The organism is Pseudomonas sp. NBRC 111124 (assembly GCF_001320245.1).
In the GTDB taxonomy this organism is placed as follows: domain Bacteria; phylum Pseudomonadota; class Gammaproteobacteria; order Pseudomonadales; family Pseudomonadaceae; genus Aquipseudomonas.
Genome location: NZ_BCBA01000009.1, coordinates 25,550 through 46,905, shown reverse-complemented (window position 1 = coordinate 46,905; position 21,356 = coordinate 25,550). Strand labels below are relative to the sequence as shown.

13 protein-coding genes are annotated in these 21,356 nt (G+C 63.3%); 4 read left to right on the top strand and 9 right to left on the bottom strand.

The features are described 5' to 3' along the window. Positions 1-31: 31 nt before the first annotated feature. Positions 32-1,111, bottom strand: coding sequence for an autotransporter outer membrane beta-barrel domain-containing protein (locus APH28_RS05190; RefSeq protein ID WP_060507908.1), 1,080 nt, complete (start codon positions 1,109-1,111; stop codon positions 32-34). A 319-nt stretch (positions 1,112-1,430) separates the two neighbouring features. Then, positions 1,431-2,225, bottom strand: coding sequence for an endonuclease/exonuclease/phosphatase family protein (locus tag APH28_RS05185; RefSeq protein ID WP_060507907.1), 795 nt, complete (start codon positions 2,223-2,225; stop codon positions 1,431-1,433). 203 nt (positions 2,226-2,428) lie between these two features. Between APH28_RS05185 and APH28_RS05175 the strand changes: the two genes are divergently transcribed. Beyond that, the gene (locus APH28_RS05175; RefSeq protein ID WP_082432263.1) at positions 2,429-5,305 is read left to right on the top strand and encodes an RHS repeat-associated core domain-containing protein; all 2,877 of its coding nucleotides are present in this window, start codon (positions 2,429-2,431) and stop codon (positions 5,303-5,305) included. A gap of 109 nt (positions 5,306-5,414) precedes the next feature. Here the strand turns inward: APH28_RS05175 and glgX are convergent, their stop codons facing one another. The 7 genes from glgX to APH28_RS28820 form a co-directional block, all read right to left on the bottom strand. Beyond that, complete coding sequence (gene glgX, locus APH28_RS05170; RefSeq protein WP_060507904.1) at positions 5,415-7,568, bottom strand: glycogen debranching protein GlgX; 2,154 nt, start codon at positions 7,566-7,568, stop codon at positions 5,415-5,417. Positions 7,569-7,659: 91 nt separating this feature from the next. Then, positions 7,660-7,929, bottom strand: a complete 270-nt coding sequence (locus APH28_RS05165) for a DUF2934 domain-containing protein (protein ID WP_060507903.1) — start codon at positions 7,927-7,929, stop codon at positions 7,660-7,662. Between the two features lie 14 nt (positions 7,930-7,943). Then, positions 7,944-10,718, bottom strand: coding sequence for a malto-oligosyltrehalose synthase (locus tag APH28_RS05160; protein WP_060507902.1), 2,775 nt, complete (start codon positions 10,716-10,718; stop codon positions 7,944-7,946). Continuing rightward, positions 10,715-12,784 (bottom strand): 4-alpha-glucanotransferase, encoded by a 2,070-nt coding sequence (gene malQ, locus APH28_RS05155; protein WP_060507901.1) that lies wholly within the window; start codon positions 12,782-12,784, stop codon positions 10,715-10,717. The genes APH28_RS05160 and malQ overlap by 4 nt, the downstream gene beginning before the upstream one ends. Then, on the bottom strand, positions 12,781-14,523 hold the full coding sequence (treZ, locus tag APH28_RS05150) for a malto-oligosyltrehalose trehalohydrolase (protein ID WP_060507949.1): 1,743 nt from the start codon (positions 14,521-14,523) through the stop codon (positions 12,781-12,783). Before treZ ends, malQ begins: the two co-directional genes overlap by 4 nt. A 13-nt stretch (positions 14,524-14,536) precedes the next feature. After that, positions 14,537-16,096, bottom strand: a complete 1,560-nt coding sequence (glgA, locus tag APH28_RS05145; RefSeq protein ID WP_060507900.1) for a glycogen synthase GlgA — start codon at positions 16,094-16,096, stop codon at positions 14,537-14,539. Between the two features lie 524 nt (positions 16,097-16,620). Continuing rightward, on the bottom strand, positions 16,621-16,788 hold the full coding sequence (locus APH28_RS28820) for a DUF6026 family protein (RefSeq protein ID WP_256248556.1): 168 nt from the start codon (positions 16,786-16,788) through the stop codon (positions 16,621-16,623). Positions 16,789-16,993: 205 nt separating this feature from the next. On the opposite strand from APH28_RS28820, the gene gnd reads away from it, so the two are divergent. The 3 genes from gnd to APH28_RS05130 are packed head-to-tail and all read left to right on the top strand — an operon-like array spanning position 16,994 to position 21,294. Then, a complete protein-coding gene (gene gnd / locus APH28_RS05140; protein ID WP_060507899.1) occupies positions 16,994-17,974 on the top strand; it encodes a phosphogluconate dehydrogenase (NAD(+)-dependent, decarboxylating) in 981 nt (326 codons plus the stop codon). Next, positions 17,974-19,479, top strand: coding sequence for a glucose-6-phosphate dehydrogenase (gene zwf / locus APH28_RS05135; RefSeq protein ID WP_060507898.1), 1,506 nt, complete (start codon positions 17,974-17,976; stop codon positions 19,477-19,479). Before gnd ends, zwf begins: the two co-directional genes overlap by 1 nt. Before the next feature lie 18 nt (positions 19,480-19,497). Further along, positions 19,498-21,294, top strand: a complete 1,797-nt coding sequence (locus APH28_RS05130; RefSeq protein WP_060507897.1) for a glycoside hydrolase family 15 protein — start codon at positions 19,498-19,500, stop codon at positions 21,292-21,294. Positions 21,295-21,356 lie beyond the last annotated feature (62 nt).

Sequence of the window (21,356 nt, the reverse complement as noted above, 5' to 3'; positions counted from 1 at the left end):
GCGGGTTCACCCGCGAAGAGGCCAGACCTGCCTACCACCGCATCCGCACCCCAAGGCTGCCTATCAGTCCGTTGAGGTCGTTGCCATCCACATCACTGCTGTAATCGGCACTGACGAACAGCGCCACCTTGGGTGTCACCCGTGCCACCAACCCCAAGCCCAGTTCCACCGTGGTCGAATAGCGCGAGCTGGAGATCTTGTCGACCTGGTCCAGCTTCACATCGCTGGTGTCGTTGAAGTCATACCAGACGTCGGTCCGCACATAGGGCTCGATCGGCATGCCTTTCACCTCATAGCGCCCGGACAGTTTGGCGCCGACCCGGCCGCTCCAGCTGGGCTGGCTATCGAAGGCCTGCAAGGTCTCCGCCTGCACCTGGTTACCTGGGAAGAATTGCTGGTTGATCAATTGCGCCTGGGGCTCGATCACCCAGCCGCCACCCAGGCCGATCGGGTAACCGCCCTCTACCGAAAAAGTCATCGCATGGCCGCTGTCATTCAGGCGTTGGCCACTGTCGCCGCGGCCCATCACCTCGATGCGTGAGCCCATGGCCACGGCATCCAGGTGCCAGCCTCGCTCATGGGTCATGCTCCAGAATACCCCCAGGCTTTCGCCACTGAGGTTGACTGCGTTGCGCTGCTTGTCGCCCAGCAACGGCCGTACTCCATTGAAGCTGCTTTGCAGATTGTTGTGGCCCACGAATATCCCCGCACGGTGGACGTTGCCATCGGCGGTTTCACGTACGAACAGGTCCGGGCCGATCATCAGTTGCTGGCTGGGGGCTTCCAGCTGCTCTGGCGTCCGCGCGCCAGGCTGCGGTGTGGCACCAGGGAAAAACTGTGCCCACTGGCCGCCCATCAGGTCGGGGGCCGGCAGGCTATGCCGCTCGCTCATCTTCTCGCTGAAGGCGTTCAGCGTACCCATGTTCAGGCCGCTGGCGCTGACCGGGTCGAGCGACAAGGTCGGCATCGTCGGTTGTTGCAGGTAGCTGGGGGAGATCGGATCGTCCTGCAGTTCGAACGCGAAAGTTTCCACCGGGGTTGCCAGAAGCATCGACGTGGAAACCGCGTAGAAAATACGGTCGAAGCGCAAGGGATTCGAGGTTCTTTTCATGGCGGATCTCCTCTGTTTTTTGTTGTACAGCCCAAGGACCTGGCCTGCGTGTCACGCGCTGTACGACAAAAACAGAAGGCGACCCAAACCAGCACGCCAGCTTCCGCGGGCGCGTGCAAAAGCGCGAGCTAGAGGCCCGGCGCGATTATTTACATCCAGTGATAGTGTTCAGCTAAGGAGAGAGCGGCGCGTGCGTCAAGAAAACGTGAAAGGTCTGTTCACGCTCCGTGGAATTCATTAACTATCTGATTCGGCTGATTAAATTGTCGCGCATAGCGGGGATCGCTATTTCTGTGTCGCTGGCTATGCCGAATCATTGTTACAACCTGACCTCCACGGCCAGTGGCAGATGATCGGAAAGGTGCGTCCAAGGTTTGTGCCCCAGAATCTGCGGCGCATGGCTTTCGGCATTGCGCAGGTAGATTCGGTCCAGGCGCAGCAGTGGCAGGCGGGCCGGATAGGTGCGGGCGAGGTGGCCATGATGGCGTTCGAAAGCCTCGTGCAGGTCACGCTGCAGGCCGAGGGTGCGGTTGCCATGGGACTTCCAGTCGTTGAAATCGCCAGCGATGATTACCGGCGCCTCGGCAGGCAATGATTCGAGCAACTGGCGCAGCAGCTTGAGCTGCTTCTGGCGATGGCTTTCCAGCAATGACAGGTGCACACAGATGGCATGCACATTGTGCTGGCCAGGAACGTCGAGGACGCAGTGCAACAGGCCGCGACGCTCGGGGCCGGTGATCGACACGTCGAGGTTGCGGTGTTCGATGATAGGGTACTTGGACAGCAGCGCATTACCGTGATGGCCGTCGGGGTAGACCGCGTTGCGGCCATAGGCGAAGTCGCTCCACATGCTGTCGGCGAGGAATTCGTACTGCGAGGTCTGCGGCCAGCCAGAATATCGCGCGGCATGGCGGTCGTGGCTGCCGAGTACCTCCTGGAGGAACACGACGTCGGCCTGGGTGCTGCGCACCGCCTCGCGCAGCTCAGGCAGGATGAAGCGCCGGTTGAAGGCGGTGAAGCCCTTGTGGGTGTTCACCGTCAGCACCCGCAGCCGATGCACGGCGGGGGCCTGGTTAGTGCTGGCGAAACCTGGGCTACCGGCTTCGAGGTTCACGGTGGCTCCTCAATGGCTGCTGCTAGGGCTGTTGCTCCTACAAGGGACAGGTACTGGCAAGTGAGGTTCAGTCTGGCTCGCGCTGGCCGGCTTGTGTGTCTACGCTTGCCACAAGGGAGGCGTATGGCTGATGTGTCGTAGAGCTTGTATTGATGCTTACCGGGTAGATCAAAGCATCCACACCAGCGAAAGGGAATTCAGCCATGACGACCTTCAATTCCTCTGCGTTACATGCGGGCACTCCCAGCCTGGTGGTGCTGTGTTCTCGCGGTTTACCGGTGGGTGAGCTGGCGTGTTATCGGGCACAGGCAGCAGAATCTGTTGAGCTTCGTATCACCCGGCATCGTCACGACGCCCGCGGCAACCTTGCGCAAAGCCTTGACCCCCGTTTTGCCGAAACGGCTACTCCAAACTTCCGCTGGCACAGCGACTTGGCTGGGCGACCTGTGCACACCGAAAGTGTCGATGCCGGCTCGAGCGTGGCCCTGCCTGACATGGCCGGGCATCCGCTGCTGGCGGTCAGTGCCACCGGCGTCAGCCAAGTCTGCATCCATGAAGCGCCTTCGCTACCCGGCCGGCTGCTGGCCGTGACCGAGCAGGGCGCTGGTGAAGCGCTGCCGCGTGTCGCAGAGCGCTATCGCTGGGCAGGCCTGAGCCTGGGGGAAAAGAACCGTAACCTTGCCGGTCAGTGCATGCGCCACTACGACACCGCAGGCCTCATCGAACTGCGAAACCTCGCGCTGAGCGGCGCAGCGCTGGCCCAGTCTCGCCGCGTGCTTGCAGGCGAAGACGAGGCAGACTGGGTGGGTGACGACGAGCAAGCATGGCAAGCTCGGCTGGAACTTGAAACCTACATGATCCTGCGTACACGTGATGCCACGGGTATCCAGTTGACCCAGACGGATGCACGAGGCCACCAGCAGCGCCAAGCTTATGACGTTGCCGGGCAGTTGCAGGGCAGTTGGTTGACCGTGCAAAACCGTGACGAGCAGGTGATTGTTGCCTCCCTGCGCTATGCGCCGACCGGGCACAAGCAGCAGGAGGTCCATGGTAATGGAGTGGTCACGGACTACGGCCTCGATCCAATGACGCAAAGGCTGACTGGTATTCGTGTGCAGCGCCCAGGCAAGCAGACCTCCGCTGCCACGACGCTGCAGGACCTGCGCTACCGTTATGACCCGGTGGGGAATGTGCAGAGCGTACGCAATGACGCCGGTGCCCCCCGCTTCTGGCGCAATCAGAAGGTAACGGCAGCAAATACCTTCGCCTACAACAGCCTGTACCAGCTGGTGCAGGCAACGGGGCGGGAGATGGTCGGACGTGGAGCTCAGGGGCCCCAGTTGCCTGACGTACTGGTTCCTTTGCCGACCGACGAGAGCGCCCTAACAAACTACGCCCGCCGTTACAGCTACGACCGCGCAGGCAACCTCACCCAGATCCAACACAGCGCTCCGGCCAGCAGCAACGCTTACACCACCCGAATGACGGTCTCCAACCGCAGCAACCGCGCGGTGCTGGCGCGTGAGGGATTGTTGCCTGAGCAGGTGGATGCGTTGTTCGATGCTGGTGGTCATCAACTCGAGTTGCTGGCCGGGCAGGACATGCGCTGGAGTGCGCGGGGTGAGTTGGCGCAGGTGAAACCGGTCGAGCGAGAAGCGGGCGTGGATGATCGCGAGTGGTACCGCTATGGCAGTGACGGGTTGCGCCTGCTCAAGGTGAGCGAACAGCAAGCAGCGGGCGTCACTCAAGCTCAGCGAGTGCTTTACCTGGACGGCCTGGAATTGCGTAGCACTTATGAAACTGCCCGCCTGCATGTCATCAAGGTTGCGGCAGGGGGCGGTGCAGATGTGCGGGTGCTGCACTGGGCCAGTGGCTTGCCAGCAGGACTGGACAATGATCAGGTTAGCTACAGCTATCACAACCTGATCGGCAGCAGCGGGCTGGAGCTGGATGGGCAAGGAGCAGTGATTAGCCAAGAGGAATACTACCCGTTCGGCGGCACGTCCGTATGGACGGCGCGCAGCCAGATCGAAGCCGATTATAAGACCATTCGTTACTCCGGGAAAGAACGCGATGCGACAGGGCTGTATTACTACGGTTATCGCTATTACCAGCCTTGGGCGGGGCGGTGGTTGAGTGTGGACCCGGCAGGGACGGTGGATGGGCTGAATCTGTATCGCATGGTTAGAAATAATCCACTGACGTTGCACGATTCGGACGGGAGGCGCCCTCAAGAACGGTATATTTATGCCTTTTCTGCAGCGGATGAGTTGCCTCAGGAAATTTTTTCTACAAATCACCAGCGGCTCGTTGCTAAGAAACCGTTTGCAACCATTCTGGTGCCTGATGAGCAAGTACGAGAAGGGTTCGAGTCCGACAGGCAGGTATATCTCAATAGCGGGCGATTACGCGCAGCGATAACTCATCCCTATGCGATGTATGCCATCATAATGTCCATTTATATGCTGGCTCTAGTCATCGGCCATGCTTTCTTCGGCCGGCCGTCGGTGGGGTACCTTCTTATAAATTTTGGCCTGATTGCGGCGGGCGCTTTGGGGATGGTTGCCGCGATGAAAACTCCCCGGCTGGCGGGGGCATTGTTCATGGAGAATCAGGTGAGGCAAGTATTTGAAGATACAAAAGTTGAGCTGGCTAGTTCAGTATTAGATAAGATGGCGCCGGATGATAAATTGTACATTGTCGGCCATGGTTATGCGGGGGCTGAGCAGCTTGTCAGCGGTTCCGGAGAAGGGGCAGACAGTATTTACGCGACTGCGCTGGTGTTTAACCTGGAGCGTATGGGTTTGCCAAAAAATTTTAAAAATATCAAAATATTGGCATGCGAAGGCGCGGACGTGCCTGAGTCAAGGTCTGTCGATAACGAGGCGGCCGAAAGACTGACCATTGGAGGTTCAAAAAGTTTGGGGCGAACATTTGCTGATGCGTTTAAGCGGCGAGGCTTTGATCAGGTAAAAGTAACCGCTTATCAGGGTAAGGTTGAGAATATAGGAGGGCGTCACAATACGGTTTTAATAGGGGGTCAACGTAAAAGGCGATCTCAGGCAGCGAAACAATTTTAGTTGCCAGGATATCGACTTCAATCGTGTAGGTATTTAACGGCGATACCCGGGCAACGGTGCAGCGCGCTGCCGGGGTTTCGTCATTCATTTGCCTTGAAATGCTGCGGTCTTACTCTTCCTCACGCTGCAACACCATCAACAACAACGACCGCCCCTTGACCTCGAAGCTGCTATCGAACTGCAGGTGTTGAGGCTTGCGCATCTCCGGCCGGTCGGTATCGATCAGGCAGCTCCAGTACTCGCCTTCCGGCACGCTCGGCAGCTTGAATGGCACCACGTCATGGTGCGCATTGACGATCAACAGCATGGTCGCCTCAGCGCCGGGCCGCGCGATGCCACTCTCCTGCGCACGCCCATCGATGAGCATACCGAGGCAGCGCCCGTGGGGGTCTTCCCATTGCTCGACGCTCATCTCGCTGCCATCCGGCGCCAACCAGGTGACGTCCTTGACCCCGATCGCCTCGTTGTAGTCGCCGACCAGGAAGCGCGAGCGGCGCAGCACCGGGTAGGCCAGGCGCAGGCGGGTCAGGCGCTTGACGAACGCCAGCAGCGCCTTGCCCTCATCGTCCAGGTCCCAGTTGACCCAGCCGATCTCGCTGTCCTGGCAATAGGCGTTGTTGTTGCCGTGCTGCGTGCGGCTGAACTCGTCGCCGGCCACGATCATCGGCGTACCCTGGGCAAACAGCAGTGTGGCGAAGAAGTTGCGCATCTGGCGCATGCGCAGCGCGTTGATTTCAGGGTCTTCGGTCGGGCCCTCGGCGCCACAGTTCCATGACAGGTTGTTGTCGGTGCCGTCCTGGTTGTTTTCGTCGTTGTCCTCGTTGTGCTTGCCGTTGTATGACACCAGGTCGCGCAACGTGAAGCCATCGTGGGCCGTGATGAAATTGACCGAGGAGTAAGGCCGCCGGCCGCGGTTGTTGAACATGTCCCCGGACGCGGTCATGCGTGCAGCAAATTCGGCCAGTTGGCCTTCGTCACCCTTCCAGAAGGCCCGCGCGGTATCGCGGAATCGGTCGTTCCACTCGGCCCAGCCCGGGGCGAAGTTGCCCACCTGGTAACCGCCGGGGCCGCAGTCCCAAGGTTCGGCGATCAGTTTGACCTGGCTCAGCATCGGGTCCTGGCGGCAAGCCACGAGGAAGCCGTGACGCTCGCTGTAACCTTCGTGGTAGCGGCCAAGGATGGTCGCGAGGTCGAAGCGGAAGCCGTCGACGTGCATCTCGCCCGCCCAGTAGCGTAGCGAGTCGGTGACCAGCTGCAGTACGCACGGGTGGCTGAGGTCGAGGGTGTTGCCAGTGCCGGAATCGTTGATGTAGTAGCGCTTGTCGTCCGGCATCAGGCGGTAGTACGAGGCGTTGTCGATGCCGCGCATCGACAGGGTCGGGCCGCGTTCGTTGCCCTCGGCGGTGTGGTTGTAGACCACGTCCAGGATCACTTCGAGCCCAGCATCGTGCAGGTGCGCGACCATCTCCTTGAACTCGGCGATCTTGCCACTAGCCAGGTACTTGGGATGGGGGGCGAAGAAGGCAATGCTGTTGTAGCCCCAATAATTGTTCAGGCCTTTGTCCAGCAGGTGCTGGTCGTTGACGAAGGCGTGGATCGGCAGCAGCTCGATGCTCGATACACCCAGGTCCTTGATGTGCTTGAGCAACTCATCGTTGGCAAGGCCGGCGAAGGTGCCGCGCAGCTCCTCCGGCACCGCCGGGTGGCGCATGCTGATGCCGCGGGTGTGGGCTTCATAGATGATCGTGCGTTCCCATGGCACCTGCACACGCTGGTCGCGCCCCCACGTGAACGCCGGGTCGATGACCTTGCACTTGGGCACGAAGGGCGCGCTGTCGCGCTCGTCGAATGACAGGTCGCCATCAGGGTGCCCAATGGTATAGCCGAACAGCGCCTCCGACCATTTCAGCTCGCCCACCAATTGTTTCGCATAAGGATCGATGAGCAATTTATTGGGGTTGAAGCGGTGGCCGTTTTCCGGCTCGTAGGGGCCATAGACACGGTAGCCGTAAATCAGCCCAGGATGGGCGTCGGGCAGGTAGCCGTGGTAGATCTCGTCGGTGTATTCAGGCAGCTCGATGCGTTCGATCTCTTGTTCGCCGGTGGAGTCGAACAGGCACAGCTCGACCTTGGTGGCGTTGGCGGAAAACAGGGCGAAGTTGACGCCCAGGCCATCCCACGTGGCGCCCAGAGGAAAGGGTTGGCCTTCACGAATGCGCGATGGTGCTACGGAGCGGGTTTTCTTTGGGGTGCGCGGGCTCATGGCAATCCTCGATTGGCCGTTTTGAAAGGGGGTGTTGCGCAGATCTGTACCGGCCTCCTCGCGGTTAACCCGCGAAGAGGCTGCGGCAGACTTAGCCAGCAGTTGGCTTTTTCACTGCGCGAGGCTTCTTCGCAGCCACCGGTTTGCTGGTTCCAGGCAACGCTGCTGCTTTCGGCTCAGCCGCTAATTTCGGCTTGGCCGGGGTCCGTTTGCGCGGCTCGGCCTTGGGTGCCAGGGCCTCGGCCTCAGCCAGCTTGCGTGCCATGTCCCAGTGGCGTTCCTCCTGACCCTCCGGCTTACCCTCCGATTCCCAGATCTGGTAAGCAAATTCGCGTACTCGTTTTTCTTCGACACTCATCACGACGCTCCTGAATGCTATGCATGTTCAATCAACAGGTTGACTGGGAATTCCGCCAAGACCGCGCTCAACATCAGCTCCCTTGTAGGGCTGACAGCAGTGCCGCCGAAAAGTCCAGTCCAAGTGGCAGGCGACAAGGCAAACGGCAGGATTACCCGGGTGTCGTCCCAGTTCTGTGCCGGGATCAACGGTGTTGTGGCGCCGCCAAGCAGGCCGCTGGCCAGGCGCGGGGCGACGACGATGGCGCGTTGGCCTTCGCCCAGGCGGGCGAAGGCAATCACCTGGTCGGCATGCCGGCCCTGCACGTTCAGCGGCAGGTAGGCCCCTCGACGGAACAATTCGGGGTGCGCCTGGCGACAGTCCAGCACTCGAGCGATCAGAGCCTGCTTGATGCGGCCGTCGCGCCAGTGGGCCAGCAGCTCGCCGAGGGCGCTGGCATCGTCGAGGGTGCGGCGTCTGCAAGCGTAGTCCACCGCACGGCGGTTATCCGGGTCGACCAGGCTGAAATCCCAGTATTCATTGCCCTGGTACAAGTCGGGCACGCCAGGCACAGTCATGCGTAGCAGGCTCTGGACCAGACCGTTGAGCGCGCCGGGGCAGGCGATCAGGTGGGCCGCATCGGCCAGCGACTGGCGCAGCTGCTGGTTTTCCCGATCCAGCAGCAAGCCGTCGACATAGGCGGCGCAGGCCGCTTCATAGGCCTCGTTCGGCGCGCTCCAGCTGCTGCGCAACTTGGCTTCGCGCAGGGCCTTCTGCTGCCATTGGCGGATACGTTCGGCGTACTGGCGTAGCGCGTTGTCGTCGTGCAGGTCGAGGGTGAGTGGCCAGCTGCCCAGCAGCGTTTGCAACAGCAGCAGCTCGTCGCCGGGGCTGGGGGCCACGCCGTCGTCCAGTTGCTCGCGCAGCGGCGTGGCCAGCTCGTGCCAGTGCTCCACGCGGCTGGCAAACCAAGGTCCCCGCTCACTCAGCACGGCCAGGCGAGCACGGCTGTCTTCGCCCCGCTTGTGGTCGTGAGTGGCGGTGGCCAACAGGTTGTCGGGGAAGTCGCGCAGGCGGCGCTGAGCCTCGTTGTGGAAATGCTCGGCGGCAGCACTGAAGCGCTCGGCCTCGAAGCCGACATCGTTGCGTGACAGCAGCCGTGCCGAGCGGTAGAAGGCGGTGTCCTCGACGGCCTTGGCGGCACTGGGGGCGGTGAGCTGCTGGAAGCGCACGCAGGCATGGCGCAGGTGCTTGCGCGGCCGGCCGGGAGGCATCTGGCGCCAAGGCTGGCCACCGAGCCATTGCTCAAGCTGGTCAAGCAACGGCCAGTCGGCTTCGCCAAGGTCCTGGCGGGCATTGGCCAGGGCCTGTTGGAAGAAGCGTTCATCCTCGGCCGGGCGCCCGCAGGCGTTGAAGTAGGTGCGATACACCGGGTAATGCGCGACCAGCGCCTGCAATGCCCGGCGGATCGCGCCCAAGGTCAGATCGCGGGTCATCAGGTCGTCGCGGGCGACCTGCAACAGGGCCTGGGCCACCGATTCGCAATCGCCGGCGAGGCTGGCATTGAGCACCAGGTGGCGCGCCAGGCGCACCTCCTCGGGGAACGCGGGACGCTCGCTGACCGTCGCCCACAATTCGGTCAGCGGTACTTCACCGGCCGGGTCATGCTGCAGCAGCGAGACCTGGTTCATGAACTCGTAGCCGGTGGTGCCGTCGGTAAGCCAGTCGCGGTGCAGGTGCTCGTCGGCGCCGAGGATCTTTTCCACGTAAATCGGGAAGTGCTCAAGCGCAGCCTGCACCGGGCGCTTGGCGAGCAGGCTGTCGACCCGGCGACGCAGCTTGCGGCAATAGCCGCGCGGGTCGGCCAGGCCGTCGATATGGTCGATGCGCAGGCCGTCCACCAGGCCGCGCTCGATCAGTTCGAACAGCTTGGCGTGGGTGGCTTCAAACACTACGCCACGCTCCACGCGCAAGCCGCCCAGCTCGTTGATGTCGAAGAAGCGCCGCCAGTTGATGTCATCGGCGGCAGTGCGCCAGCTGGCGAGGCGGTAGGTCTGGCGTTCGAGCAGCAGGTGCAGGCGCTTGAAACCGCTTTCGCTGCGGCTGTCGAAGGCGATCAGGGCCGACTCCAGGTCCGCGCCTTCACGCACCAGGCGCGCCAGTTCGGCGTGCAGGGGCAGGGCATTCGCCAGTGGCTCGGGGGCTTCGCGCAAGGCAGTGAAATGCTCTGCCAGGGCCTTTAGCGCAGGCTCAGGGCTTTGCGCGAGGATCCAGCCATAGTCCAGCGGGCAGATCGGGAAGCGATGCTGATAGTGGGCGATCTGCAGCTCGCCCGATTGCGCGTCGAATTGCAGCGGGATTTCGCCGTTCTTCAGCGCCGCGCCATAGTCGCTGCCGAGGAATGGCAACAGCAGCTGGCCGGCCAGCAGCGGGTCGCTGGAGTGCCATTGAATGTCGAAGAACTCTGCGTAGGGGCTGCGCCGGCCCCAGGCCAGCAGGCTCTGCCACCAAGGGTTGTCGGCGCCGCCCACGGCCATGTGGTTGGACACCGTGTCGAGGATCAGCCCCATGCCATGCTGGCGCAGCGCAGCCACCAGCCGTAGCAATGCTGCCTCGCCACCGAGCTCGGGGTTGACGCAGGTCGGGTCGACCACGTCATAGCCGTGGCGCGAGCCGGCGCGGGCCTTGAGGATCGGCGAGGCGTAGAGGTGGCTGATGCCCAGTTGGGCGAAGTACGGTACCAGTGGCACCGCGTCATCAAGGCTGAAGTCGCTGTGAAATTGCAGGCGCAGTGTCGCGGTCAACGGCTTCATCGGTCACGCTCCCAAGCTTGTTCGCGGGCCTGGGCCAGCAGTTCAAGGCGCCGTGAGGCGTCTTCGTCGTCGAGTAATTCACGCACCGGTGCGGCGAAGCGCCGGCGCCAGTTGGGGTGGCCGCTGGTGGTGCCGGGCAGGTTGGGCTGCTCGTCGCTGCCGAGCAGGTCTTCCAGGGGGATCAGCACCAGCGGGGCTCGGGTGTGGCCGACATAGCGGATGGCAGCGTCGATCAGCGCGTCGTTGTTCGCCTGCGGGCCGTAGTTGGCCTCAAGGATGCGACGCAAGCCTTCGCGCTCCTTCTGCCGTTCGTGGCGCCAGTGCAGTTCGGTGGCGGCATCGATCAGCTCCAGGCGGTGGCTCCAGTCGATGTCGCGGCTTTGCAGCCAGCCGGCCAGCGGTGCCAGGTCGTGGGTGCCGGTGGTGGCCAAGGCGTCGTCCGGCCAATCGAGGATCGGCTTGAAGAGGCCGGGCTGGGTCTGCTCGAACGGCAGCACGCGCATGCCCAGCACAGCCTTGGCCGCCAGCTGTTCGCGCAGGCCTTCGGGCACGGTGCCGAGGTCTTCGCCGAGGATGATCGCCTGGTGGCGCACCGACTCCAGGGCCAGCAGGCGCAGCAGGTCTTCTACCGGGAAACTGAGGTAGGCGCCTTCGTCGGGCTTGCAGCCACGGGGGATCAGCCACAACCGGCGCAGGCCCATCACATGGTCGATGCGCAGGCCGCCGGCATGGGTCAGGTTGGCCCGCAGCATCTCGATGAAGGCGCGGTAGCCGTTGCGCTTGAGGCCTTCGGGAGAGAAGGCGCAAATGCCCCAGTCCTGGCCCGAGCGGTTGAGAATATCGGGCGGAGCGCCCACATTTAAGTTGGCCAGCAGCTCGTCCTGGCGGCTCCAGGCCTGGCTACCCGCACCGTCGGCTCCGACGGCCAGGTCGGCAATCAGGCCGATTGCCATGCCATTGCTGCGTGCCGCGTGCTGGGCGCGTTGCAGGCTGCGTTCGGTCAGCCATTGGCAGAACGCGTGGAATTCGATCTTTGCCGGATAAGCGTTGGCAAAGGCTTCGACTTCCGGGTGGTACGGATCGTGCCAGGCACTGGGCCAGTTGCGCCAGTCGGCGCCCAGGCCATGCTCGACGGCATGCGCCTGCAGCACTTCGAAACGGCAGTGGTGCTCCAAGGCCTGGCCACGGGCTTCACGGAAGCTGTCGAAGTCCTTGCGCAGTGGGTGGTCGGCCTGGCTGAAATCCAGATAAAGCGCTTCGAGCAGCCGCAGGCGGGCGTCGGCGGCGCGAGGCCAGTCCACCAGCGGGCGTTGTTCCAGCTCTTCGACTACCTGTTCCAGGCCGCAGGCCTCGATCGCCATGCGCACGGCGCGCTCACCCAGCAGGGCGGCGGGGCTGGCGTACAGGGTGTTCAGCAGCAGACGGCTGGACGGCGAGTAGGGGCTGTAGTGTTGCTGGTCGATGGCCGACAGGGCATGGATCGGGCTGATCGCCAAGGCGTCAGCGCCGCGTTCGGCGGCGCTGCGTGCCAGCTGCTCCAGCGCCAGGCAGTCGCCATAGCCGCCATCACCGGGGCGGCGCAGGCTGTAAAGCTGCACGGCCAGGCCCCAGCAGCGCGGCGGTGGTTCGGCGACGGCGTCAGCCAAGCCCCAGCAACGTGGCGGTGCGACGGCGACGGTGAAGCTGCGGTCGTTGATCTGCAGCAGGTGATAACCGACCGGCAGGCCGCCGGGGAGGTTGCCCTGGGCATCGAGGGTCAGGTCCTGCAGGCGGTTGCTTTCCAAGGTGCAACGTACGGCGCTGCCTGGCGGGAAGTAGCGCCCCAAGGGCAGCGGTTGGTCAAGCTCGGCGGTAATCAGCGGGGGCAGGTGTTCGCCGTCATCGGCGGCCTCCACGGCGCGCAGGCTGGCCTGGATGGCAGGCTCGTCGCGGGCGGGGTGACCCAGGCCGTCGAGAACCTTGCGCAGTACCTCGTCGCTGACCTGTTGCGGCCGGTTGTTGGCGTCGATCCAGTCGCGGGCCAGCCCTACGCGGGCGGCCAGTCGGTGCAAGGCGGTTTCGCTCATGGGCGCTCCTGGCCGGGTGGAAGCAGGCTGACCACGCAGCTGTGGGCGGACAGCGCAGTATTTGGGTGGGAGGTGTCGCTGCTGTCGAACAGGCGCCATTGTGCGGCGGGCAGTTCGACGCCCTGAGGTGTGGCGGCCAGGTTCAGGTCAATGCGCAGTATGCTGCCATCCCCCAGGCGCCAGCGCGCGGTCAGGGCTCGGTCGCCCAGCACCTCGGCGCCCAGTGCGCGGCTGCCGGGCAGGTGCGGGATGACGTGGCGCTGGCGCAAGGCGAGCAAGCGCTGATAGAGCCCGCGCCAGCCAGCGATCACCTCGTTGTTCTGCGGCCGCGAGGCCTCGAAGGTCTGTTCGGCATTGGGGTCGGGGATGTGAGCGCGCTGCTCGGGGTCGGCAAATGCCTTGAAGTGGGCGAACTCGCCGCGCCGGCCCTCGCGCACGGCATCGGCCAGTTCGTCGTGGAAATCGGTAAAGAACAGGAACGGCCGACAACTGCCATCGTCATCGCCCATGAACAGCAACGGGATCATGGGCGCCAGCAGCAACAGGCCGGTGGCCGCACGCAAGGCCGGCGCCGGGCACAGGCGCGTCAGGCGTTCGCCCAATGCGCGGTTGCCAATCTGGTCATGGTTTTGCAGGAACAACACGAACGAAGAGGGTTCGAGGTGCCCGCTGGGTTCGCCGCGTGGTACACCGTGGCGATTGGCCTGGCCTTGGAACACGAAGCCTTCGGACAGGCAGCGGGCCAGTTTTTCGATGGGCCGTTCCTGGTAGTCGGCGTAATAGCCTTCCGTTTCTCCGGTCAGCAGTACGTGCAAGGCGTTGTGGCCATCATCGTTCCATTGCGCATCGAAGCCTTGTTCGAGCAGCGAGGCCTGGTTGTGCTCGTTTTCCAGCACCAACCACACATGCCGGCCGGGTTCCACGGCAGTGCGTACTCGCTGCGCCAATTCAACCAGAAAGTCAGGCTGGTCGATGGCGTGCACCGCATCCAGGCGCAGGCCATCGCAGCGGTAGTCGCACAGCCACATCAGGGCGTTCTGGATGAAATATTCGCGTACCTCGCGGCGGCGAAAGTCGATGGCCGCCCCCCAGGGTGTCTGGCGGTCTTCGCGAAAAAACGGGCTGGCGTACTGGTGCAGGTAATTGCCGTCCGGGCCAAAGTGGTTGTAGACCACATCGACCATCACCATCAGCCCCTGGCCATGGGCGCTGTCCACCAGTGCGCACAGCTGTTCGGGGCTACCGTAGGTATGCTGCGGTGCATAGGGCAGCACACCGTCATAGCCCCAGTTGCGTTCGCCGGGGAATTGGCCGAGCGGCATCAGCTCGATGGCAGTGATGCCCAGTTCGGCCAGCCGCGGCAACTGCCGGGCGACGCCTTGGTAGCCTTCGAGCACGCCGACGTGCAGCTCCTGGATCACGGCTTCGTGCCAAGGCCTGCCTTGCCACGGGTGTTGCCAGTCGTAGCGGGCTACATCCACCACCTGGCTTGGCCCGTGCACACCTTCGGGCTGATAGCGCGACGCCGGGTCGGCCACCTGCAGCTTGCCGTCGATGCGGTAGTGATAGCGGTCGCCGGCCTGGCACGGCGCAAGGCCCGTGAACCAGCCGTCGTCCTCGGGCAGCAGCTCGATGGCGGGCTGCTGTTCCAGTTCCAAGCTCACGCTGCGCGCATCCGGCGCCCAGAGGGCGAAGCGCGCCGACGTGGCGTCCAAAAGGTGTGCGCCATGCCTGTGCATCTTCAAACCCCGCTCAATAGTGGCTCAGGTGTGACTGCTTGACCAAGTCTTCATAGAGCCGCGCATAGGGTTCCACTGCCTGGCACCAGTTGAACGGCTGGGTCATCGACAGGCAGCGCATGGCGTTGAGCAGGTCCTTCTTGCCGTAGGTATAGAAGGCACGGCTCAGCGCTTCGCGGTAGCTGTCGATGGTCGATTCATTGAACAGGAAGCCGGTAACGCCGTCCTCGATGGTGTCGGCCAGGCCGCCGGTATTGCGCGCCACCGGTAGCGAACCAAAGCGCTGTGCATACATCTGGCTCAGGCCGCACGGCTCGTAGCGCGAAGGCATCAGCAGGAAGTCGCTGCCGGCGAACATGCGCCGGGCGTCGGTTTCGTTGAAACCGATACGCACGCCAATGCGGCCAGGGTGACGCAGGGCCAGCTCGCGCATGGCCTGTTCCTCTTCCGGCTCACCGCGGCCGATGATCGCGATCTGACCACCTTGTTCGACGATGTAGTCGGCAACGCCCAAGGTCAGGTCCAGGCCTTTCTGGTAGACCAGCCGTGATACCACCGCGAACAACGGCCCCTCAGAGGCTTCCAGGCCGAACAGCTTGCGCACGGCGTCGCTGTTGCGTGCCTTGCCGTCCCAGTCATTGATGCTGAAGTTATGCTCCAGGTGCTTGTCGGTGGCCGAGTCCCAGCTTTCGTCGATGCCATTGGGGATGCCGCCGAGCAGGCCTTGCTGGGCCTTGCTGGCCAGGAAGCCATCAAGCCCGCAGCCGAATTCCGGGGTGGTGATTTCCTGGGCATAGGTGGCGCTGACCGTGGTGATGTGGCTGGAGTAGGCCAGGCCGGCCTTGAGGAAGGACAGCTTGCCGTAGAACTCCATGCCTTCCTGTTGCATGGCATGCTCGGGGATCGCCAGCTCCGGGCTGCAGCCGCGGCTGTAGACGCCCTGATAGGCCAGGTTGTGAATGGTGAACAGGGTCGGCGTGTTCAGCCCCCGCCAGTGCATGTAGGCTGGCGCCAGGCCGGCGGGCCAGTCATGCGCGTGCACCACTTCGGGCTTCCAGTGGATCATGCCTTCGCCAGCGGCGATTTCTGCTGCGGCCAGGCCCAGGCGGGCGAAACGGATATGGTTGTCAGGCCAGTCGCGACCGTTGTTGGCACCGTACGGGGTGCCGTCGCGTTGGTACAACTCGGGGCAGATCAGCACATAGATGACCAGGCCGTCCGGCATGTCCATGCGGCCAATCTTGCAGGGTGGCAGGGCGGCGTGGCCGCCGAGTTCGCCGACGATATGGATCGGGTTGTCGCTTTCCATCACCTGGGGGTAGCCGGGGATCAGCACCCGTACATCGTGCAGGTGCGCCAGGGCCCGGGGCAGCGCTGCAGACACGTCACCGAGGCCGCCGGTCTTGACCAGGTCGGCGATTTCCGAAGTGACGAAAAGGATCTTGCGCTTGTTCGGGTTGTGCTGGCGCTGGGCGCCGGGTGCCTTGCCTGTCTTGGCGAAATCCGGGGTGAGCGGCTCGCGGTTGTCGCGGTTGAATGAATCTACGTGAGGCTCGACAGCGGCACTGATCATACTTCTCTCCGTCCCTAAGTGTTGGCTGGGTGCTGGCACCCATTGCAATATCTCGTGCTTGTTCTCTCTGATTCGGCAATTGCGTAACGCTATCCATGCCCCTGAGTCGTGCGCGAAGGCACAACGCGATCAGCATTCCGGCCGAAGGCGTTTGGACTGGGTGGGGTAGGCGGGCCGTGCGAAGGAGGTCCTTTTGCGTTTGGCCTACTTAGTTGCTGACCCGCCACCATTTCCAAAAGTTCGACTTTTTTACGTCGCTCTTCCTCTGAGCAAATGGCGGGCCGAAACCTGAGTGTAGGAGAGAGGGAGCTAAAAAGGTGACCCACTGGTCACTTTCGTTATGACGCGAGATAGACGCAAACGTTGGCGTGTGTGACCGGAAATGAATGGGGGTGTCCGAGGGTGGGGCAGGGCGGATTGATGCGTGCGCCATCGGCTGGCTGAGCAGCTTTTGATGCACCATTCTGGGGCGAGGGTTCAGCAGTGTGGGAGCGCGAAGCTCCCACCGAGCGGGAGGGGATGAATCAGAGTGTGACGATTTTGCCGTCGCTACGCGCTTGTTCCAGCAACATGTGCAACTGAGCGACCTGCTGGCGCAGCTGGTCACGTTCGTCCTTCAGTTTGCGCAGCTCGTCGCGGCGCACGGAGACATAGAGGGTCTGGGTTGCAGTAGCAGGCATCAAGGTACCCATGAGCACACCTCGCGGTTTTGGCTGGTGACAGTTAAAGCGTAGACGCTTCACGCGGCGCGCATTCTGAATTCTTTCGCCGCCTAAGGGAACTTTTTTGTTTAACGTTGTCATGCCGTTCGTCGCTGAACCCTCGGGCGCAGTGCTGGACTAATCTGAAATGTCGAACTGTGTATGTCATCCATTTTGAACAGGGGAGCGTCAGCTCATGCAACTGGGAATCGTCGGGCTGGGCCGCATGGGCGGCAATATCGCAAGGCGCCTGATGCGCGCCGGCCACCAAACCGTGGTGCATGACCGCAACCGTGATGCCGTCGAAACCCTGCATCGCGAGGGCGCCCTGGGCGCCCACGACCTCGGCGCGCTGGTGCAGAAGCTCAAGGCGCCCCGCGCCGTCTGGGTGATGCTGCCCGCTGGCGAGCCTACCGAGCAAACCATTGCCCAACTGGCCGAGTTGCTGGAGCCGGGTGATGCGATCATCGATGGCGGCAACACCTTCTATAAGGACGACATGCGCCGCGCCAAGGAGCTGGCCAAACGTGGCCTGCATTACCTGGATGTCGGCACCTCCGGTGGCGTATGGGGGCTGGACCGTGGCTACTGCATGATGATTGGTGGCGAGAAGGACGTGTTCGAGCGCCTGGAGCCTTTGTTCAAGGCACTGGCACCGGGTGTGGGCGACATACCGCGCACCCACGGCCGCAGCGGCGAGCATCAACGCGCCGAACATGGCTATATTCACGCCGGCCCACCTGGCGCCGGGCATTACGTGAAGATGGTGCACAACGGCATTGAATATGGCCTGATGCAGGCCTATGCCGAAGGCTTCGACCTGCTGCGCAGCAAGGGTGGTAATGAGCTGCCGGAGGAGCAACGCTTCGACCTCAACGTCGCCGAGATCGCCGAAGTGTGGCGCCGTGGCAGCGTGGTCACTTCCTGGCTGCTCGACCTCACTGCCGATGCGTTGGTGGCCGACCCGCAGCTGGCGCAGTTCAGTGGCTCGGTGTCCGACAGCGGCGAAGGCCGCTGGACCATCGACGCTGCCGTCGAACAGGCGGTGCCAGTGCCGGTGCTGTCCAGTGCACTGTTCGCCCGCTTCCGCTCGCGTCAACAGCAGGGCACCTACGGCGACAAGATCCTCTCGGCCATGCGCCTGGGCTTCGGTGGCCACGTCGAGAAAAAAGACTGATGACCAAACAGACCATACCTGCTGCTCCGCCCTGCACGCTGTTCCTGTTTGGCGCCAATGGTGACCTGGTCAAGCGCCTGTTGATGCCGGCGCTTTACAACCTCAGCCGCGACGGCCTGCTGGACCGCAACCTGCGTATTGTCGGCGTTGACCATAACGCGGCCACGGCTGATGAATTTGCCGAGCGCCTGCATGCCTTCATGCTGGAGCGCGACAAAGGCAGCGAGGGCGCTGCCAAGTGCCTGGACGAGAAACTCTGGGCGCGGCTGGCCAAGCGCCTGGACTACCAGACCGGCGACTTCCTCGACCCGGCGACTTACGCGGCGCTGGCCAAGCGTATCGACAAGACGAGCCACGGCAACGCCATCTTCTACCTGGCCACCTCACCGCGCTTCTTCCCTGAAGTGGCCCAGCGCCTGGGCGAGGCCGGCCTGCTCGACGAGTCTGCCGGTGGCTTCCGGCGGGTGGTGGTGGAAAAGCCCTTCGGCACCGACCTGGCCAGTGCCGAGGCGCTCAATGCCTGCCTGCTGAAAGTGATGAGCGAGCGGCAGATCTACCGCATCGACCATTATCTGGGTAAGGAAACGGTACAGAACATTCTGGTCAGCCGCTTCTCCAATGGCCTGTTCGAGTCGTTCTGGAACAACCACTACATCGACCATGTACAGATCACCGCGGCCGAAACGGTCGGTGTGGAAACCCGTGGCGCGTTCTATGACAACACCGGCGCGTTGCGCGACATGGTCCCCAACCACCTGTTCCAGTTGCTGGCGATGGTGGCGATGGAGCCACCGGCAGCGTTTGCCGCCGATGCCGTGCGGGGCGAGAAGGCCAAGGTGATCGGCGCCATCCGCCCCTGGTCGGCGAAGATGGCCCTGAAGAACTCCGTGCGGGGTCAGTACAGCGCGGGCAAGCAGGGCCGCAAGCCGCTGCCGGGGTATCGCCAGGAAAACAACGTCGCACCCGACAGCCAGACCGAAACCTACGTGGCACTCAAGGTGATGATCGACAACTGGCGCTGGGCCGGGGTGCCGTTCTACCTGCGCACTGGCAAGCGCATGAGCGTGCGCGACACCGAGATCGCCATCTGCTTCAAGCCCGCGCCCTACGCGCAGTTTCGCGAGTCGGAGCTGGAGCGGCCCAAGCCCAACTACCTGAAGATCCAGATCCAGCCCAACGAAGGCATGTGGTTCGACTTGCAGGCCAAGCGGCCGGGGCCGGAACTGGTGATGGAGAACGTCGAGCTGGGCTTTGCCTACAAGGACTTCTTCAAGATGACCCCGGCCACCGGCTACGAAACGCTGATCTACGACTGCCTGACTGGCGACCAGACGCTGTTCCAGCGGGCCGACAACATCGAGAACGGCTGGCGCGCGGTGCAGCCGTTTCTTGATGCCTGGGCCCAGGCGGGCGAGGTGCATGAGTACCCGGCGGGCGAGGATGGCCCCGAAGCCGGCAATGAATTGCTGACGCGCGACAAGCGCGAGTGGCACAAGCTGGGGTAACCGCATAAAGGAGGTGCAATGCCCGCCCATATCGAAGACTACGCCCTGCTTGGCAACTGCCGCAGCGCCGCCTTGGTCAGCCGCGACGGCTCACTCGACTGGCTGTGCCTGCCGCGCTTCGACGCCCCGGCCGTATTCGCCGCGCTGTTGGGCAACGAAGAGAACGGCCGCTGGCGCCTGGCACCCAGCGACCCCATCGAGCACACCAGCCGCCAGTACCTGGGCGACACCCTGGTGCTGGAAACCACCTGGGTCACCGCCAGTGGCCGCGCCCGGGTGCTCGACTTCATGCCGCTGGACGAGGTCAACTCGGTGGTGCGCATCGTCGAAGGCCTGTCTGGCGAGACCCACTTCGAAATGGACCTGGTGCTGCGCTTCGACTACGGGCGCAGCGTGCCCTGGGTAGAAAAAATCGACCCGCTGACGCTCAGCGCGGTGGCCGGCCCCGACCGTGTGATCCTGCGCAGCAGCGTGGTCTCTCACGGCCTCGACCACCACACCGTCGCCCGTTTTCGCGTGGGTGCCGGTGAGCGCCAGGTCTTTAGCCTGCGTCACCAGCCCTCGCACTTGCCGGTGCAGCCCGACTGCGACATCGACCAGGCGCTGCAACACACCCTCGAGCATTGGCAGGCGTTCGCCGACCGTTGCCCGGAGGTCGGCCCCTACACCGGCCTGGTGCGCCGCTCGCTGCTCACCCTCAAGGCCATGACCTACGCGCCCACTGGCGGCATCGTCGCAGCAGTCACCACCTCGTTGCCCGAACGTATCGGCCACGAGCGCAACTGGGACTACCGCTTCTGCTGGCTGCGCGACGCCACCATGACCTTGCTGGCCTTCATGAACCTTGGCTACTTCGATGAAGCCCAGGCCTGGCGTGCATGGCTGCTGCGCTCGGTAGCTGGCAATCCTGAACAGATGCAGATCATGTATGGCCTGGCCGGCGAGCGTGACCTGCAGGAATACACCTTGCCGTGGCTGGCCGGCTACGAGCACTCGCAGCCGGTACGGGTCGGCAATGCGGCTTCCGAGCAGGTGCAACTGGACATCTACGGCGAACTGGCCGACGCCATGGCCCAGGCAATCAGAGGCGGCCTGCCGCGCCACCCGCGCAGTGCGGCGATCGCCCGGCTGATCCTGCCCTATGTCGAGCGCATCTGGCGCGACCCTGACGAAGGGTTGTGGGAGGTGCGTGGTGGGCGTCAGCATTTCGTCCACTCCAAGGTCATGGCTTGGGTCGCCTTCGACCGCGCGGCGGGGCTTGCCGACACCACCGAGGAAGGCCGCGAGCAAAGCCGCCACTATCGGCAGGTGGCCGACGAGATTCATCGCGAAGTCTGCGCGCGCGGGCTTGATGCCGGCGGCCAGCACTTCGTCCAGGCCTATGGCTCGGCCGAGATGGATGCCAGCCTGTTGCAAATCGCCCTGACCGGCTTCCTGCCGGCCGACGATCCGCGTTTTCAGCGCACCCTGGCGCAAATCGAGCAACGGCTGCTCAAGAACGGCTTGCTGCTGCGCTACGACAGCGACAGCTGCAGCGACGGCCTGACGCCGGGGGAGGGCACGTTCCTGGTGTGCTCGTTCTGGCTGGCCGATGTGTACGTAATGCTAGGGCGCGAGGCTGAGGCCCAGGCGCTGTATGAAAAGCTTACCGCGTTGTGCAATGACGTCGGCCTGCTGGCCGAGCAGTACGACCCGGCGGGCAAGCGCATGCTCGGCAATTTCCCTCAGGCGTTCAGCCATATCGGCATCATCAATACGGCGGTGAACCTGCATCGGGCGCAATGCCCGGTGCGTGAACGGGCACGTTGTAGTTAGCGGTGAAATTTCTGTGTGACGCATTGCGTCACACATGATACTTTGAATCGTGTGACGCATGG

What these genes read in the sequence shown, in the direction of transcription:
- APH28_RS05160 (WP_060507902.1), bottom strand. Translation starts at nt 10,718, where the DNA reads ATGAAGCCGTTGACCGCGACACTGCGCCTGCAATTTCACAGCGACTTC.
- glgA (WP_060507900.1), bottom strand. Translation starts at nt 16,096, where the DNA reads ATGATCAGTGCCGCTGTCGAGCCTCACGTAGATTCATTCAACCGCGAC.
- zwf (WP_060507898.1), top strand. Translation starts at nt 17,974, where the DNA reads ATGACCAAACAGACCATACCTGCTGCTCCGCCCTGCACGCTGTTCCTG.
- glgX (WP_060507904.1), bottom strand. Translation starts at nt 7,568, where the DNA reads ATGAGCCCGCGCACCCCAAAGAAAACCCGCTCCGTAGCACCATCGCGC.
- APH28_RS05175 (WP_082432263.1), top strand. Translation starts at nt 2,429, where the DNA reads ATGACGACCTTCAATTCCTCTGCGTTACATGCGGGCACTCCCAGCCTG.
- APH28_RS05190 (WP_060507908.1), bottom strand. Translation starts at nt 1,111, where the DNA reads ATGAAAAGAACCTCGAATCCCTTGCGCTTCGACCGTATTTTCTACGCG.
- APH28_RS28820 (WP_256248556.1), bottom strand. Translation starts at nt 16,788, where the DNA reads ATGGGTACCTTGATGCCTGCTACTGCAACCCAGACCCTCTATGTCTCC.
- gnd (WP_060507899.1), top strand. Translation starts at nt 16,994, where the DNA reads ATGCAACTGGGAATCGTCGGGCTGGGCCGCATGGGCGGCAATATCGCA.
- malQ (WP_060507901.1), bottom strand. Translation starts at nt 12,784, where the DNA reads ATGAGCGAAACCGCCTTGCACCGACTGGCCGCCCGCGTAGGGCTGGCC.
- treZ (WP_060507949.1), bottom strand. Translation starts at nt 14,523, where the DNA reads ATGCACAGGCATGGCGCACACCTTTTGGACGCCACGTCGGCGCGCTTC.
- APH28_RS05130 (WP_060507897.1), top strand. Translation starts at nt 19,498, where the DNA reads ATGCCCGCCCATATCGAAGACTACGCCCTGCTTGGCAACTGCCGCAGC.